We start from the raw sequence: 14,962 nt of genomic DNA, 5'->3' as shown, positions 1-14,962 counted from the left end.
CGCTCAGAAGTACGTGTCGAGGAGGACGGAGCGGACGACCGCCAGGCGCTCCTCCGGCAGCGCGCCGAAGGCGCCCTCCACGGCCTCGCGCACCGCCTCGGCCGGGGCGTAGTCGATGGGCAGCTCCTTCTGCTCCGCCTCCTTGCGCACCGCGGGGTCGGTCAGCACCGCGCGGAAGGCGTCCCGCAGGAAGGCGACGCGGTCCTCCGGGGTGCCCGGCACGGTGATGATGGCGCGGCCGATGTCGGCGACGCTGGAGCGGAAGTCGATGAAGTACTGCGTGCTCTCCGGCACCGCGGCGGCCTCGAACACGGTGGGAACGTCGGGCATCAGCGGCGAGCGCTTGCGACCGACGATGGCGACCGGCACCAGCTTGCCGCCCTGGGCGTAGTCGCGCGCGCTGCGGTCGGTCACCGCGAAGCCGGTGGCGTCGCCGCGCATGGCGGCCAGCGCCGCCTCGCTCGAGCCCTTGTAGCCGACGATCATCTTGCACCGCAGGTCCAGCGCCGCGCACACCACCGCGGCGGTGTCGGTCGGACCGTCGGCGCGGCCGATGCCGGAGAACGTCAGGGTCTCGCCCTTGGCGCTGGCGGCGACCATGTCGCCCAGCGAACGGTAGGGGGACTCGCCGCTGGCCAGCAGGGCCCAGGCCTCGGCCGAGACGCGGCCGAGGAAGGTCATCTCCCGCATGTCGAAGCGCACGGCCGGGGATTCGGTGATCTGCCCCAGCGCCGCCGGCACGCCGTTGACGAAGGCGACGGTGAGCCCGTCGGCCTTGCCGCGCTGGACCTGATTGATGGCGGTCATGCCGCCGCCGCCCGGGCGGTTCTCGACGATGACGGTGGCCCCGGTCGCCTTCTCCAGGTGCGGCGCCAGCAGGCGGGCGTACTGGTCGAAGCCGCCGCCGGGCCCGTAGCCGACGACGAAATGGAGGACTTCCCCCTTGTAGAAGTCGGCGGCGGTGTCGGCCTGGGCGGCGCCGGCCAGCGCCAGGGCCGCGGCGCCGGCTGAGGCTGCCAGAAACATGCGGCGAAGCATCGCGTCTCCTCCCGGTGGGTTTGTTGTGGCCATATGTTAGGTGGACGGACGGTCCGCCAGCAAAGCAGCAGGGCTTCTGCGAGGTCAAAGTTTTTGTTATAGCTGGGGCCGCACTGAACGCCGCCCGCGGGACGCCCGATGGACCTTCGCCAGCTCCGTTATTTCCTGGCTGTGCTCGACGCCCGCAGCCTGACCGCCGCCGCCGGGCGCCTGGGCGTGACCCAGCCGGCGATGGGCCAGCAGCTTCGCGCGCTGGAGGACCAGCTCGGCGTTCCCCTGGTGGTCCGGCATTCCCGCGGGGTGCGGGCGACCGAGGCGGGGCAGACGCTGGCCGACGACGCGCGCGACATCCTGGCCCGGGTCGAGGCGGCGGCGGCCCGCGCCCGGGCCTTCGCCGACCAGCCCCAGGGCGCCGTCGCGCTGGGGTTGACACCCAACACCAGCAGCCGGCTGGCCGGCCCTCTGCTGCGCCGGGTGGCGGCGGAGGCGCCCAAGATCCGCCTGTCGCTGGTGGAGGAGATGTCAGCCGTGCTGATGGAGTGGGTGGCGGCCGGGGAGCTGTCGATGGCCCTGGCCTACAGCGCCACCGCCCTGCCCGGCCTGCGGTGGGAGCCGGTGCTCGACGAGGCCCTGTTCTTCGTGGAGAGCGCCGGGCGCGGCAAGGGCGACGGCGGCACCATCCCCTTCGCCGCGGTGGCCGGCCACGCCCTGGTGGTTCCCGGCAACAAGCACAGCACGCGCCGTGTCCTCGACGCCACCGCGGCGGCGGCGGGGGTGGCGCTGGACATCGTGCACGAGGTGCAGTCGGTGGCGCTGATGCGCGATCTCGTCGCCCAGGGCATGGCGGCGACGGTGATGCCGCTCGGCTCCGTGCGCAAGGAGGTGGCGGCGGGGGAACTGATCGCCAAGCGCATCGTCGAGCCGGAGATCCGCCGCGACCTCTACCTGGTGCAGTCGGACCGCCGGCCGTTGACCCGCGCCGAACAGGCCCTGAAGGCCATGCTGCGGCCGCTGATCCGGGCCGAGATCGAGCGCTCCGACGGGGTGTGGTCGCCGGTCGCCCACCGCCAGGACGCGGTGGCCCGGGTCGCCCCGTCGCCCCGCCCGCGCCGCCGCCCGCCCGGCGCCGGGAGCGGCCGGTGAGACCGCCCCGAACCGGAGCGGCGCCGGGTCAGAAGCGGTGTGTCAGGGTCGCGGTCACGCTGCGCTCGGCGCCGAAGTAGCAGTTGGCCAGCTCCAGGCACGACGCCACGTAGGTCTCGTCGAACAGGTTGTTGGCGTTCACCCGGAGCTGGGTGTCGGGAAGGCCGAGCGCGGCGAGGCCGTAGCGCAGCGAGACGTCCACCACGGTGGCGCTGGGCACCTTGGTGGTGTTGAGGGAATCGGCCCAGCTCTCGCCCACGTAGCGCACCCCGGCACCGAGGCTGAGATTGGCGAGCGGGCCGTCGCCGAAGGCGTATTCCGCCCACAGCGACGCCATGTGGCGGGGGATCTGCGGCGGCGTGTTGCCCTGCTTGCCGTCGGGGGAGGTCTTGTACTCGGTGTCGAGGAGGGTGTAGCCGGCCAGCACGCGCAGCCCCTCGCTCACCTGCACGCGCCCCTCCAGTTCCACGCCGCGGGTGCGGATGGTGCCGACGGGGTGATAGACGAAGGTGTTGGGGTCGGACACCGCGACGTTCTCCTGCTCCAGCTGGAACAGGGCGGCGGTGAGCAGGCTGCGGCCGCCGGGCGGCTGGTACTTCACACCGGCCTCGACCTGCACCCCTTCGGTGGGCGCCAGCGGACGGCCGTCGGCGCCGCTGTAGAGGCTGGGGTTGAAGGACTCCGCGTAGCTGGCGTAGGGCGCGATGCCGCTGTCGAACAGATAGAGGACGCCCGCCTGCTTGGTGAACTTGGTGCGGTCCTCGCCGGTCCGGGTTCCGGCGATGCGGTCGTGGTTGGTGCGCTCGGCCCAATCCTGGCGGCCGCCCAGCGACAGGCGCCAACCGCCCCAGGCGATCTGGTCCTGCAGGTAGACGCCGGTCTGCGCCAGGGTGCGGGTGGCCCGCATCGGCGCGCCGCCCGCCAGCGCGTCGTTCCCGTACACGGGATCGAAGGCGTCGATGGCCGGCATCGGCGCGAACTGCCAGTCGTTCTTGGAGCGGCGGTGCTGGTGATCGAGGCCGGCCAGCACCGTGTGGGTCGCCGCACCCGTGGCGAACTCCGCCTGGACCTGGGTGTCGACCGCGATCGCCTGCAGGCTCTCGTCGCCGCCGCCGTAGTAGCGGCTCAACGTGTCGGTGCCGGAGATCCAGCCGGTCTGGTAGACTTGGTCGATGTGGACCTCGCTGTCGAGGTAGCGCAGGTTCTGGCGCACCGTCCAGGTGTCGTCGACGCGGTGCTCGACCTGGTAGCCGACCATCGTCTGGGTGCGCTCGAACGCCTCCAGCCCGGGTTCGCCGTCGAAGAAGTGGCGGGAGATGGTGCGGCCGTTGCGGGGGTAGAGCACGCCCTCGGCCGGCGCCCCGTTGTGGGTGCCACCCTCGGGATCATGCTGCAGGTAGGCCATGGCCGTCAGCGTCGTGTCCTCGGTGAGGCGCAGCGTGAGCGACGGCGCCACCGCGTAGCGCTTCTCCTCGGTGTGATCGAACTGGGTGTCGGCGGCGTCGGCCAGCCCGGTGACGCGGAACGCCGCGCGCGCGCCGTCGCCGATCGGGCCGGAGACGTCGAAGCCGACGCCGCGCTGGTTGCCGGTGCCGACGCTGGCCTCGACCTCGGCGAACGGCTCGAACAGCGGCTTCTTGCTGGTCATGGCGATCAGGCCGCCCGGCGAGTTCTGGCCGTAGAGAACCGAGGCCGGTCCCTTCACCGCCTCGATCCGCTCCAGGAAATAGGGGTCGACCTGCATCGAGCTGTAGGTCGCGTCGTCGCCCAGGATCTTCAGGCCGTCGAGGAACACGTTGTTGATGCTGCGGTCGACGATGCCGCGCAGGATGACGTAGTCGTAGCGGTTGGAGGCGCCGACCTGGCCGGTGAAGGCGCCGGGGGTGTAGCGCATGGCCTGCATCACCGTCTTCGCCCCCTGGTCCTCGATCTGCTCGCGCGGCACCACGGAGACCGAGCGCGGCGTCTCCACCAGGGGCGTCGCCGCCTTGGTGCCGGCGGCGCTGTGGGTGGCGACGTAGCCGTCGACCGGCCCGGCGAGGTCCGCCGCTGTCCGTCGCCCCTGCACCGTGACCGGGTCGAGCACCACCGCGCCCTGGCCGCCGCCGACGGCCGCCGCCGCGTTGGCCGGCTCCAGCACCGCGGTGGCGGGGTCGGTCATGCGGTGGGTGTAGCCGGTGCCGGCCAGGAGACGGCCCAGCGCCTCATCCGCGGTGAAGGTGCCGCGCAGCGGGCTGGAGTCGCCGGCAAGCGCGCTGGCGCTCTGGCGGACCACCTGCACCCCGGTGGCGGCGGTGAAGTCGGCCAGGGCGGCCAGCAGCGGCTTGGCCGGAATGTCCAGGGCGAAGGTGCGGGCCGCCTGTGCCACCTGGGCCGCGGACGATGGCGGCGCGGCGGCGACCTGCGCCCGCGCCTCTCCACCCGCGGCGGCGGCGATCGCCAGCGCCATCAGCGACACCCCCGCACACCACCGCGCCCCCCCTCCGGCCACGCTCCGCACCGGCACCGCGTCCCGTCCACCCGTCATGCTCACCCCCCCAGCCCCCATCGTCCATACAGCGAATGCGTGTCACTCGCACCACTGATCGAACGGATGGGGCCGGCAGAGTCCTCATGACTTTTTTTAAGATGTCCGACGACGACGGGTCAGCGGTGGATGACCACGGCGAGGCCGGGCAGCTCGGTGGTCCGCACCCCCAGCGCGCTGCGCAGGGCGCCCAGCACGGCGGCGGGGTCGTCGGCCCGGAAGACGCCGGTCACCGGCAGCCCCTGAAGGTCGTCGCCAGCCACCAGCACGCGCCCGCCGCTCAGCCGGTCCAGGGCCGCCGCGACGTCGCGCAGCGGCGCCCGGTCGAAGACGACGAGGCCGCGCCGCCAGGCGAACGCGGTGTCGGCGGACACCGCGCGGGGCGGCGCGACCCGGCCGTCCGCCACCTCGCTGCGCTGCCCGGCGGAGAGCACGACCGCGTCCGATGCCGGCCCCACCGCGCGGGGTGCCACCGCCACCCGTCCGCGCTCCACCGTCACCGTGACCCGGTCGCCCTGGCGGTCGACGTCGAAGGCGGTGCCGAGCACGCGGGTCTCCGCGCCGCCGGCCTCGACCCGGAACGGGCGGTCGGGATCGGGCACCACGTCGACCCAGATCCGGCCGCGCCGCAACACCAGGGTGCGCGCGTTGCCGGCGATGGTCGCCGAGACCGCGCTGTCGGCGTCCAGCACCAGCCGCGACCCGTCGGCCAGGACCACGGCGCGGCGCTCGCCGGGGCCGCTGGCGTGGTCGGCCAGCGCCCGGTCCACCAGCCCGGGGTCCCGCCACAGCGCCCCGGCGGCGAGCAGCGCCAGCGCGCAGGCGGCGGCCACCGCGGGGGCCCAGCGCCCGATGAGGGGGTGGGTGGCGGGGCGGGCGGCGGGGCGGGCCGGCGCACGGTACCAGCCGCCGGCGCCGAGCCGGACGGCCGGCCCCTCCAGCCGCTCCCACAGGGTGCCGGCGTCGGCGTAGGCCCGGCGGTTCTCCGGCGCCGCGGCCAGCCAGGCGGCGAAGGCCGCGCGGTCGGCGGCGCCGGCCCCCGGGTCCTTGATCCGGACGTACCAGGCCAGGGCCTCGCGCGCCGCCCGCTCCCCCGGCTGCCGGGCCATCCCGCCGTCGCGGGCGGTGCCCCGTCCCATCACCGCGCCCCCCGGCCGGGAAGCCGCCGCCGGCAGGCGTCGAGGGCACGGATCATGTCCTTCTCCACGGTGCTGACCGAGACATCGAGAGTCGCGGCGATCTGGGCGTAGGTCAAGCCGTCGAGGCGGTTGAGCAGGAAGACGCGCTGGGCGCGCTCGGGCAGTGCCCCCAGCGTGTGGCGCAGCGCCTCCAACTCCTCGCGCGCGGCCACCGCATGGTCCGCCGGCGCGCCGTCATCGGCCACGCCGTCCAGCGCCGCGGCGTCGTCGGAGGCGGCGCGCACCCGTTGCGCCCGCAGATGATCGATCGCCAGGTTGCGCGCGGTGCGCAGCAGATAGCCGGCGTCGACCGTCGGGTCGCCGCGGTTCCACAGGCGCAGGAACGCATCCTGGGCCAGATCCTCGGCGGTGTCCCGGCACCCGACGATCCGCCCGACCAGCCGCACGATCCGCGACCGCTCGGCGGCGAACAGATGGGCCAGGGCGAGGAGCTTGGTGGGCATGCGGGGCGGACGGGGGCAACGGGATCGCGCGGAGCGGAGCGCCCGATTTACCGCAACTGCGACGCATTTTCAATATGCAGGGGTCCGATGGGTCCCCGGGAGACGGGCCGTTCCCACCGCTTTCGTCCGCAACAATGACGATTCGGTTATAGGCGGGACCAAAACCCCGCGGTTAAGCTTCCACCCGCCGATCCGGCCACCCCCGCACCGCGTGGCACCGCGTGGCGGGCCCGGACCACGGGCGGGCGCGTCGCGGACACGGCCGTGCCCCGTCATCAACCACCGGAAACCCAGGGAGCGCTGCGGCCAACCCAACGAACACAAGAGGGATCGAGATCATGACCGACACCGGGATTCCAGCGCCTTCGGGTGAGGCGACGCTGATCGACACCGACTACGAAGTCGGGCAGGACAACATCCAGAAACAGATCGGCCCCTTCGGCCTCGACATCCACAATCCGGTCTTCGTCATCTCCGGGCTGACCATCGTCGCGTTCGTGATGATTTCGTTGATGTTTCAAAACGAAGCCGGACCGGTGTTCAACAGCTTGCGGGAGTTCCTGACCTCGACGTTCGATTGGTTCTTCCTGCTTTCCGCCGACATCTTCGTCCTGCTGTGCCTGTTCCTGATCGTCTCGCCCTATGGCGCGGTGCGGATCGGCGGCAAGGACGCCCGGCCCGACTACTCCTACCTCGCCTGGTTCTCCATGCTGTTCGCCGCCGGCATGGGCATCGGCCTGATGTTCTACGGCGTCTCCGAGCCGATCTCCCATTTCTCCTCCTCCCTGGCGGAGAACGCCGGCACGGCGGAGAGCTGGGCGCCGCTGGCCGGGGCGGCCGGCGACCCGGTGGCGGCGCGCCACCTCGGCATGGCCGCCACCATCTTCCACTGGAGCCTGCACCCCTGGGCGATCTACGCGGTGGTGGCGCTGGCGCTCGCCCTCTTCGCCTACAACAAGGGCCTGCCGCTGACCATGCGCTCGGTCTTCTACCCCGTGTTCGGGGAGCGCATCTGGGGCTGGCCCGGGCACGTCATCGACACGCTGGCGGTCTTCGCCACCCTGTTCGGCCTGGCGACCTCGCTGGGCTTCGGCGCGGAGCAGGCGACGGCCGGCCTCAACCACGTCTTCGGCGTGCCGGTGACCGAGACGACGAAGATCCTGCTGATCATCGGCATCACCGGCATCGCCCTGACCTCCGTGGTGGCCGGGCTTGACGCCGGCGTCAAGCTCCTGTCGGAAGTCAACATGGTGCTGGCCGGGCTGCTGCTGCTTTTCGTTGTCCTGGTGGGGCCGACGGTGGCCATCCTGTCCGGCTTCTTCACCAATCTCTACGAATACATGCGCTACCTGCCGGAGCTCTCCAACCCGTTCGGCCGCACCGACGACAATTTCCGCGACGGCTGGACCGCCTTCTACTGGGCCTGGTGGATCTCCTGGTCACCCTTCGTCGGCATGTTCATCGCCCGCATCTGCCGCGGCCGGACGGTGCGCGAGTTCCTCACCTGCGTGCTGATCATCCCGTCCCTGGTCTCGGTGTTCTGGATGACGGCCTTCGGCGGCACGGCGATCAGCCAGATCCTCAACGACGGCCACCAGGCGGTCGCCGACGCCCCCCTGGAACTCAAGCTGTTCTCCATGCTGGAAGCGCTGCCGCTCCAGTCGATCACGTCGGTGATCGCCATCGTCCTGGTGATCGTGTTCTTCGTGACCTCGTCGGACTCCGGGTCCCTGGTGATCGACACCATCACGGCCGGCGGCAAGGTCGACGCGCCGGTGTCGCAGCGCGTCTTCTGGGCCTGCTTCGAAGGGCTGGTGGCGATCGCCCTGCTGATCGGCGGCGGGCTCGGCGCGTTGCAGGCGATGGCGGTGTCCACGGGGTTCCCGTTCACCATCGTCCTGCTGCTTGCCGGTTACGCCATCGTGAAGGGGTTGGCGAGCGAACCGCGCTGAGGGCCGTGCCGGCCCGAACCCCGAGCCGGGCCCATCGCGTGGATGATCGCCAGATCACCCAGAGACGCTCGGCCCACGGCGCGCCACAATGCCGCGACGGCGACCCACGCGGCAAGAACTCGCCCGCGACCGCCAAGCAACCCGCCGCGCGTTCTGTTGGTGTGCGCCGGACATCGGGATGGAGGCGGACCGCCGCTGATTGCCGGAGGGGAGAACAACGGCCGGGCCTATGCTTGCTGCACATGAACTGTCATGGTCTCTTGGTACGCTGGACGCGCACACCTCGGGGAGGAGACCATGACGGGAGGAACGCGAAGGGGCAGGCGACGGGCGCTGGTGCTCGCCATCGCGGCGGTTTGCGCCACGCCGGCCGTGTTCGGGGCCGCCCCGGCGCACGCCCAGGAGGTGCTGGAGCGCGTTCGCACCCGGGGCGAGGTGCGCTGCGGCATCGACCTCACGCCGGGGTTCAGCGGCGTCGACGCCGAGGGCCGGGCCCAGGGGTTCGAGGTCGACTTCTGCCGCGCCGTCGCGGCCGCCACCCTCGGGTCGGCCGAGGCCATCTCCGTGCACCGCATCAACACGGCCAACAAGTTCAAGGCCTTGGCCGCCGGCGAGGTGGACATCGCCTTCGGCATGACGACCTGGACCTTCACCCGGGACACGGCCCTGGGCACCGCCTTTCCGGTGGTCCTCTACTACGACGGGCAGGGATTCATGGCCTGGGGCGACCTCGGCGTGACCAGCGCGGCCCAGGCCGGCGATCGCACCGTGTGCGTCCAGTCCGGCACCACCTCGGAGGCCAACCTGGAGGGCGCCATCCGCCGCGGCGCCGTGACGCTGACGCCGCTGCGCACCGGCAGCTCCGAGGAGAAGTTCGCGGCCTTCGCCCAGCGCCGCTGCGACCTCGTGACCGGCGACCGCAGCGAGCTGTCCGCGCGCGCCGCCACCATGACCGTGCGGCCCGGGCAATGGACGATCCTGGCGGAGACCATCTCGCGCGAGCCGCTGGGGCCGGCGGTGGCGCAGGGCGATCCGCAATGGTTCAACATCGTGCGCTGGGTGGCGCTGGCCACCGTGGTGGCCGAGGCCCGGGAGGTCGGGTCCGCCGGCGTCGCGGCCCTGGCCGACAGCCCCGACACCGAGATCCGCCGCCTCGCCGGGGGCGATCCCGGGTTCGGCACGGCCCTGGGGCTCGACCCGGAATGGGCCCGCCGGGTCATCGCGGCGATCGGCAACTACGCCGAGATCTTCGCGCGCAACCTCGGCCCCGGCACCCCCTTCGCGCTGGAGCGCGGCCAGAACGCCCTGTGGCTGGACGGCGGCCTGCTGTACGCCCCGCCCCTGCGCTAGCGGGCGCCCCGGGGCGGGGGGCCGTCAGATCGCCAGGTAGTCGCGGCGCAGCTCCGCGTTCTCCAGCACCTCGTGGGCGGTCCCGGTGAAGGCCACGGTGCCCATGTCGAGGATCACCGCGCTGTCGGCCAGCTCCAGGGCGGCGATGGCGTTCTGCTCGACGATCACCGTCGTGATGCCCAGGCGCTTGACCTCCTGCAGGATGTTCTCGATCTCGCGCACGATCTGCGGGGCCAGCCCCTCGTAGGGTTCGTCCAGCAGCAGCAGCTTGAGATCGCGGGCCAGCGCCCGGGCCACCGCCAGCATCTGCTGCTCGCCGCCCGACAGGGTCGTGGCCTCCTGGCGGCGGCGTTCGGCGAGGCGGGGAAAGTGCTGGTAGATCTGCTCGATCGGCCAGCCCCGCGGCTCGGCGATCTGGGCGAGGATCAGGTTCTCCTCGACGGTGACGCCGGGAATGATGCGGCGGTCCTCGGGCACCAGCTGGACGCCGGCGCGGGCCGCCTGGTGGGCCCGCATGGCGTGGAGCGGCTGGCCGGCCAGCCAGATCTCGCCCTGGCGCAGCGCCGGGTTGTCGGCGCGGGCGATGGTGCGCAGGGTCGATGTCTTGCCCGCTCCGTTGCGGCCGAGCAGCGCCACGATCTCGCGCTCGCGGATGGTGAAGTCGACGCCCTGCACGATGTAGCTCTCGCCGTAGTAGGCGTGCACGTCGCGGCAGACGAAGTAGGCGTCGTCGGCCCCCTCCGGGGCGCGTGCCTCGTCGATGGCGATGGCGGTCATTGGTGGTGCGCTCCCCCGAGATAGGCTTCCTGGACGCGCGGGTTGGCGCGGACCTGTTCGGGCGTGCCCTCGGCGATCACCGTGCCCTGGGCCAGCACGGTGATGCGCTCCGACAGGGAGAACACCACGTGCATGTCGTGCTCGATGACGATCTTGGTCATGCCCTTGCGCGAGAGGTGGCGCAGCAGGTCGATGGTGGTGTTGGTGTCGTGGCGCGACATCCCGGCCGTCGGCTCGTCCAGCAGCAGCAGGCGCGGCTTGGCGGCGAGGCACAGCGCCAGTTCCAGGCGGCGCTTGTCGCCGCGCGACAGGTGCTGGGCCTCGTCGGCCAGGTGGTCGCCCAGCCCGACGTCGTGCAGGTGCTCCGCCGCCTCGTCCAGGATCGGGTGGCCGGGGGCCAGGGATTCCAGGACGCCGAAGCTGAACTGGCCGTCGCGCCGCGCCAGGGCGGCGATCGCCACGTTCTCCTGAAGGGTCAGGCCGGGGAAGATCTGCGGGGTCTGGAAGACCCGGGCGATGCCCTTCTGGATGATGGTGTGCGGCGACAGCCCCTTCAGCGCCTCGCCGGCGTAGGTGATGGTGCCGTGATCGGCCTGGATCAGGCCGATCAGCACGTTGAGCAGGGTCGACTTGCCGGCCCCGTTGGGACCGATGATGGCGTGGATGGTGCCCTCCTCGACCGTCAGGTTGACGTCGTTGAGGGCCCGCAGGCCACCGAAGCTCTTCGACACGCCGCGGACCTCGAGAATCGGCCGACCGGCCATGCGCGTCTCCATTGATTGGCTCGGCATCGTGGGGGATCAGCCTTCGTCGTCGCTGCGGTCGATGCGGCGGTGCGGCCGGGAATCGGCCGCGGAGGCCATGTCGGGAACGTTGTGGCGGCGCCGCCGGATGCGGTGGCCGGTGACCCGCCAGAGCTGCCGGCCGAGGTCGGCGAAGCCGCCGGGCAGGAAAATGACGATGAAGACGAAGATCAGGCCCAGCACCAGCTTCCACTGCTCGCCGATGAACGCCTGCACCACGTTCTCGAAGTAGAGCATGAAGGCGGCGCCCGCCATCGGTCCGATCAGCGTGCCGACGCCGCCGATCACCGACATGATGACCACCTCGCCCGACGTCGACCAGTACAGGTATTTGGTGGCGACGTAGGGTTCGTAGATCACCATCAGCGAGCCGGCGAGGCCCGCGTACATGGCGCTGATGACGAAGCCGGCCAGCTTGTAGGAGAACACGTTGACGCCGGTGTACTCCAGGCGCATCGGGTTCTCCTTGATCGAGCGCAGCATCAGGCCGAAGGGCGAGCGGCGGATCACCATGGCGACCAGGAAGCCGAGGACCAGCAGCCCGGCCGACAGCAGGAACACGTTGTGCTCGCGCATCGGGATGCCCAGCAGGGTCGGCGACTGCAGACCGGTCAGCCCGTTGTCGCCGCCGGTCCAGGCCTGCAGGGTCGAGGACAGGACCAGGGCGTGGATCATCTCGGCGAAGGCCAGGGTCAGCACCGAGAAGTAGATGCCCGACCGGCGCAGGGTCAGGAACCCGAGGAACAGCGCGATCACCAGCGTCCCGGTGAGCGACAGCGCCAGCGCCGGCAGGATGTCCGACGACAGGTGCTTCAGCGACAGCCCGGTGAAGTAGGCGGAGGCGCCGAAGAAGGCGGCGTGGCCGAACGAGAGGTAGCCGGTGAAGCCGAGCAGGATGTCGAAGCCCAGGGCGAACAGGGCCCAGATGGCGATCTTGGTGGCCAGCGCCTCGTAGCCGGCGATCCAGATCAGCCATTCCGGCATGGTCAGGACGACAACGGCGAAGATCGCCAGGACGATCCAGTCGATCCGCGGCAGGCGGATCGCGCGCGGGGCCGCCGCCGGGCGCCGCCCCTGCGCGTCCGCGGTCTCGGTGCTGGAACTCATTCGAAGACTCCCTTGGTGCCGAACAGGCCGCGCGGGCGGACGAGGAGCACGACGACGGCGATGAGGTAGACGACGATCTGCTGCAGGCCGGTCAGCACGGCCTTCACCGTGGGATCGCCGGCCACCGCCGCGAAGCCGGTCGTGAAGCTGAGCGCCATGCCCAGCAGCAGGGCCGCCGCCAGGGCGCCCAGCATGGAGCCCATGCCGCCGATCACCACCACCAGGAAGGACGGCACCAGCAACGCCATGCCCACCGTCGGCGACACCTGGGTGACCGGCCCGCCGAACACGCCGGCGATGCCGGCGATCAGCGCCCCCAGGCCGAACACGATGGAGAAGCGCGCCGACACGTCGACGCCGAGAAACTTCAGCATCTCCGGGTCGCGCATGCCGGCCCGCACCACCAGCCCGAAGCGGGTGAACTGCAGCAGCGCGAACAGCGCGGCGATGGTGACGCCGGTGACCAGGATGAGCAGCAGCCGCCACGCCGGGAAGAACGAGAAGCCCTCCAGGAAGGGCATGGGGACGCGGAAGCCGGGGATCGCCGCCGGCACCACCGCGTCGGCGCCGTAGAACAGCACCTGCCCGGCGCCCCAGGCCGGCAGGGCGAAGGGGATGTTGTTGGCGCCGAACATCCATTTCAGCGCCTCCTCCACGACGATGGCGAGGCCGAAGGTCACCAGGATCTGGTCGGTGTGGGGGCGCCGGTAGAAGAACTGGATCAGCCCGCGTTCCATGGCGATGCCGATGACGAACAGGATGACCGGCACCAGGAGGATCGCCAGCCCGAAGCCCATGGATCCGGCGACGAAGACGGCGAAATACGCCGCGATCAGGTAGAGCGCGCCGTGCGCGAAGTTCACGACGCCGAGCGTGCCGAAGATCAGGGTCAGCCCGAGCGCGATCAATGCGTAGATCGCGCCGAGCTGCAGCCCGGTCAGCACCATCAGGAATACGCTGTTGATGGTCACGGTGGTCCCGCCTTGTTCAGCCCATGCACGCCGTTCCAGAGCTCCCGGTGGCGGGAGCGGGGCCGGGGGAGAGGGGGGTGCGCGCGCCGGCGCTGGGGAGAGACGTCACGCCGGCGTCGCTGCCCCCCTCGTCCCAACCCCGGCGCCGCGGCACGGGCGGACGGTGTCCGCGCCATGCCCCGGTGCCGGGGCTTTCCCTGGCTCAGGCCTTCGGGACGTAGGGCCCGAGTTCCGCCGCCTTGCCGCCGAACGCCTCGATGTCGGGGTCGTAGGTCACCTGCTCGCGCGGCACCTGCTTGACGATCTGCAGCAGGTCGTACTCGTTCTGCCGCGCCGACGCCGCCTTGCCCTCCACCACCAGGATGTCGTGGAAGCACTGGTGGTCGGCGCCACGGTAGAGCGCCTTGCCCGGGCCGATGCCCTCGATCTCGACGTCCTCCAAGGCCTTGATGACCTCGGGCGGGTAGAAGGTGCCGGCCTTCTCCACGGCGTCGGAGTACAGCAGGGTCTGCACATAGGCCGTCTGCGCCGCCTGGGACGGCGGGAAGCCGTACGCGTCGGTGAAGGCCTTGATGAACGCCATCGACCCCGGGTCGTCCAGCTTCTCGTTGAAGTTGGCGGTGCCCAGCACGCCCTCGATGTTGTCGCCGGCGCCCTTGGCCATCAGCTCGGAATAGAGCGGCACGACGATCTCGATCTGCTTGCCGTTCTTCTGCATGGAGCGCAGACCGAACTGCACCGCCTGGGTCAGCGAGTTGATCATGTCCTTGCCGTAGTGGTTCAGCACCAGCACGTCGGCGTCGGAGTTGATGGCGGCGGTGAGGAACTGCGAGAAATCGGGCGAGCCCAGCGGCGTCATGATGTTGTTGACGGTGGTCCAGCCCTGCTTCTCCGTCGCCTCCTTGATCGACTGGTACTGGGTGTGGCCCCAGGTGTAGTCGGCGGTGAGGTGGAAGGACCGGCGGTCCTTGCCGTAGCGCTCCGCCAGGATGGGGCCGAGCGCGATGCCCGACATGTAGGCGTTGAAGAAGTGGCGGAAACCGTAGCGCCGGCGGTCCTTGCCGGTGGTGTCGTTGGAGTGGGTCAGGCCGCACATGAACACCACGCCCTTCTCCTGGGCGAGGTACTGCTGGGCCACCGCCACCGCCGACGACGAGCCGCCGGAGAACATGATGACGCCGTCGCGCTCGATGGCGCGCTGGGCGGCCTGGCGGGCGGCGTCCGGGTTGGTCTGGGTGTCGCCGGTGACGTAGGCCAGCTTCTTGCCGAGCACGCCGTTGCCCTTGAGGCTGAGCGGCTTCATGGTCGAGAGCATGCCGCCGCCCTCGTTGATGTGCTTGACCGCGAGCTGGTAGGCCCGCAGCTCGTCGGCCCCCTCGTCGGCGTAGGCGCCGGTCTGCGGAACGATGAAGCCGTAGGTGACCTCCGCCCCGCCGGTGCGCGCCGGGAAGTTGCCGATGGCCTGCTCCGCCCAGGCGTTGCGAACGAAGTGCAGCGGCGCCGCAAGCGCGATGCCCGTGGCCGCCCCCGCCCGAAGCACGCCGCGCCGGCTGATCCTGCTGTCGATGATCGTCATGGCTGTCTCCCGAGGTTGGTTTCCTCCCCGACGTCTTTTGCTTGATCGGGAACGCCGGATTGTCCGCGTGGCGGAC

At 71.2% G+C, this 14,962-nt stretch carries 12 protein-coding genes; 3 read left to right on the top strand and 9 right to left on the bottom strand.

The window, feature by feature from the left end:
- Nucleotides 1-3: 3 nt before the first annotated feature.
- Nucleotides 4-1,038 carry a tripartite tricarboxylate transporter substrate binding protein gene (locus AC6H2I_RS05040; RefSeq protein WP_497499482.1) on the bottom strand — a complete coding sequence of 345 codons (1,035 nt, stop codon included), beginning with the start codon at nt 1,036-1,038 and terminating at the stop codon, nt 4-6.
- Nucleotides 1,039-1,176: 138 nt separating this feature from the next.
- Between AC6H2I_RS05040 and AC6H2I_RS05035 the strand changes: the two genes are divergently transcribed.
- Complete coding sequence (locus AC6H2I_RS05035; protein WP_497499481.1) at nt 1,177-2,181, top strand: LysR family transcriptional regulator; 1,005 nt, start codon at nt 1,177-1,179, stop codon at nt 2,179-2,181.
- Between the two features lie 28 nt (nt 2,182-2,209).
- Here AC6H2I_RS05035 and AC6H2I_RS05030 read toward each other — a convergent pair whose 3' ends face one another.
- From AC6H2I_RS05030 to AC6H2I_RS05020, 3 genes are all read right to left on the bottom strand, one after another.
- Nucleotides 2,210-4,708, bottom strand: coding sequence for a TonB-dependent siderophore receptor (locus AC6H2I_RS05030; RefSeq protein WP_497499480.1), 2,499 nt, complete (start codon nt 4,706-4,708; stop codon nt 2,210-2,212).
- Nucleotides 4,709-4,827: 119 nt separating this feature from the next.
- Entirely contained in the window at nt 4,828-5,847 is a 1,020-nt protein-coding gene (locus tag AC6H2I_RS05025) for a FecR family protein (protein ID WP_497499479.1), read from the bottom strand.
- Entirely contained in the window at nt 5,847-6,350 is a 504-nt protein-coding gene (locus AC6H2I_RS05020) for an RNA polymerase sigma factor (RefSeq protein WP_497499478.1), read from the bottom strand. The genes AC6H2I_RS05025 and AC6H2I_RS05020 overlap by 1 nt, the downstream gene beginning before the upstream one ends.
- A 338-nt stretch (nt 6,351-6,688) precedes the next feature.
- On the opposite strand from AC6H2I_RS05020, the gene AC6H2I_RS05015 reads away from it, so the two are divergent.
- Both AC6H2I_RS05015 and AC6H2I_RS05010 read left to right on the top strand, forming a co-directional pair.
- On the top strand, nt 6,689-8,302 hold the full coding sequence (locus AC6H2I_RS05015; RefSeq protein ID WP_497499477.1) for a BCCT family transporter: 1,614 nt from the start codon (nt 6,689-6,691) through the stop codon (nt 8,300-8,302).
- 297 nt (nt 8,303-8,599) lie between these two features.
- The gene (locus tag AC6H2I_RS05010) at nt 8,600-9,652 is read left to right on the top strand and encodes an amino acid ABC transporter substrate-binding protein (protein ID WP_497499476.1); all 1,053 of its coding nucleotides are present in this window, start codon (nt 8,600-8,602) and stop codon (nt 9,650-9,652) included.
- A 24-nt stretch (nt 9,653-9,676) separates the two neighbouring features.
- On the opposite strand, the gene AC6H2I_RS05005 is transcribed toward AC6H2I_RS05010, so the two are convergent.
- From AC6H2I_RS05005 to AC6H2I_RS04985, 5 genes are all read right to left on the bottom strand, one after another.
- A complete protein-coding gene (locus tag AC6H2I_RS05005) occupies nt 9,677-10,429 on the bottom strand; it encodes an ABC transporter ATP-binding protein (protein ID WP_497499475.1) in 753 nt (250 codons plus the stop codon).
- Nucleotides 10,426-11,193, bottom strand: coding sequence for an ABC transporter ATP-binding protein (locus AC6H2I_RS05000; RefSeq protein ID WP_497499474.1), 768 nt, complete (start codon nt 11,191-11,193; stop codon nt 10,426-10,428). Before AC6H2I_RS05000 ends, AC6H2I_RS05005 begins: the two co-directional genes overlap by 4 nt.
- Before the next feature lie 36 nt (nt 11,194-11,229).
- Complete coding sequence (locus AC6H2I_RS04995; RefSeq protein ID WP_497499473.1) at nt 11,230-12,339, bottom strand: branched-chain amino acid ABC transporter permease; 1,110 nt, start codon at nt 12,337-12,339, stop codon at nt 11,230-11,232.
- Nucleotides 12,336-13,310 (bottom strand): branched-chain amino acid ABC transporter permease, encoded by a 975-nt coding sequence (locus AC6H2I_RS04990; protein WP_497499472.1) that lies wholly within the window; start codon nt 13,308-13,310, stop codon nt 12,336-12,338. Before AC6H2I_RS04990 ends, AC6H2I_RS04995 begins: the two co-directional genes overlap by 4 nt.
- 202 nt (nt 13,311-13,512) lie before the next feature.
- Nucleotides 13,513-14,886: a substrate-binding protein gene (locus AC6H2I_RS04985; protein WP_497499471.1), complete on the bottom strand. Its 1,374-nt coding sequence runs from the start codon at nt 14,884-14,886 to the stop codon at nt 13,513-13,515.
- Nucleotides 14,887-14,962 lie beyond the last annotated feature (76 nt).

The organism is Azospirillum sp. NS33 (assembly GCF_059703765.1).
This window is presented reverse-complemented; position numbering and strand designations above follow the sequence as displayed.

Excerpts from the sequence above, each read along its gene's own strand:
- AC6H2I_RS05040 (WP_497499482.1), bottom strand. The coding sequence starts at position 1,038 with ATGCTTCGCCGCATGTTTCTGGCAGCCTCAGCCGGCGCCGCGGCCCTG.
- AC6H2I_RS05035 (WP_497499481.1), top strand. The coding sequence starts at position 1,177 with ATGGACCTTCGCCAGCTCCGTTATTTCCTGGCTGTGCTCGACGCCCGC.
- AC6H2I_RS05030 (WP_497499480.1), bottom strand. The coding sequence starts at position 4,708 with ATGACGGGTGGACGGGACGCGGTGCCGGTGCGGAGCGTGGCCGGAGGG.
- AC6H2I_RS05025 (WP_497499479.1), bottom strand. The coding sequence starts at position 5,847 with ATGGGACGGGGCACCGCCCGCGACGGCGGGATGGCCCGGCAGCCGGGG.
- AC6H2I_RS05020 (WP_497499478.1), bottom strand. The coding sequence starts at position 6,350 with ATGCCCACCAAGCTCCTCGCCCTGGCCCATCTGTTCGCCGCCGAGCGG.
- AC6H2I_RS05015 (WP_497499477.1), top strand. The coding sequence starts at position 6,689 with ATGACCGACACCGGGATTCCAGCGCCTTCGGGTGAGGCGACGCTGATC.
- AC6H2I_RS05010 (WP_497499476.1), top strand. The coding sequence starts at position 8,600 with ATGACGGGAGGAACGCGAAGGGGCAGGCGACGGGCGCTGGTGCTCGCC.
- AC6H2I_RS05005 (WP_497499475.1), bottom strand. The coding sequence starts at position 10,429 with ATGACCGCCATCGCCATCGACGAGGCACGCGCCCCGGAGGGGGCCGAC.
- AC6H2I_RS05000 (WP_497499474.1), bottom strand. The coding sequence starts at position 11,193 with ATGGCCGGTCGGCCGATTCTCGAGGTCCGCGGCGTGTCGAAGAGCTTC.
- AC6H2I_RS04995 (WP_497499473.1), bottom strand. The coding sequence starts at position 12,339 with ATGAGTTCCAGCACCGAGACCGCGGACGCGCAGGGGCGGCGCCCGGCG.
- AC6H2I_RS04985 (WP_497499471.1), bottom strand. The coding sequence starts at position 14,886 with ATGACGATCATCGACAGCAGGATCAGCCGGCGCGGCGTGCTTCGGGCG.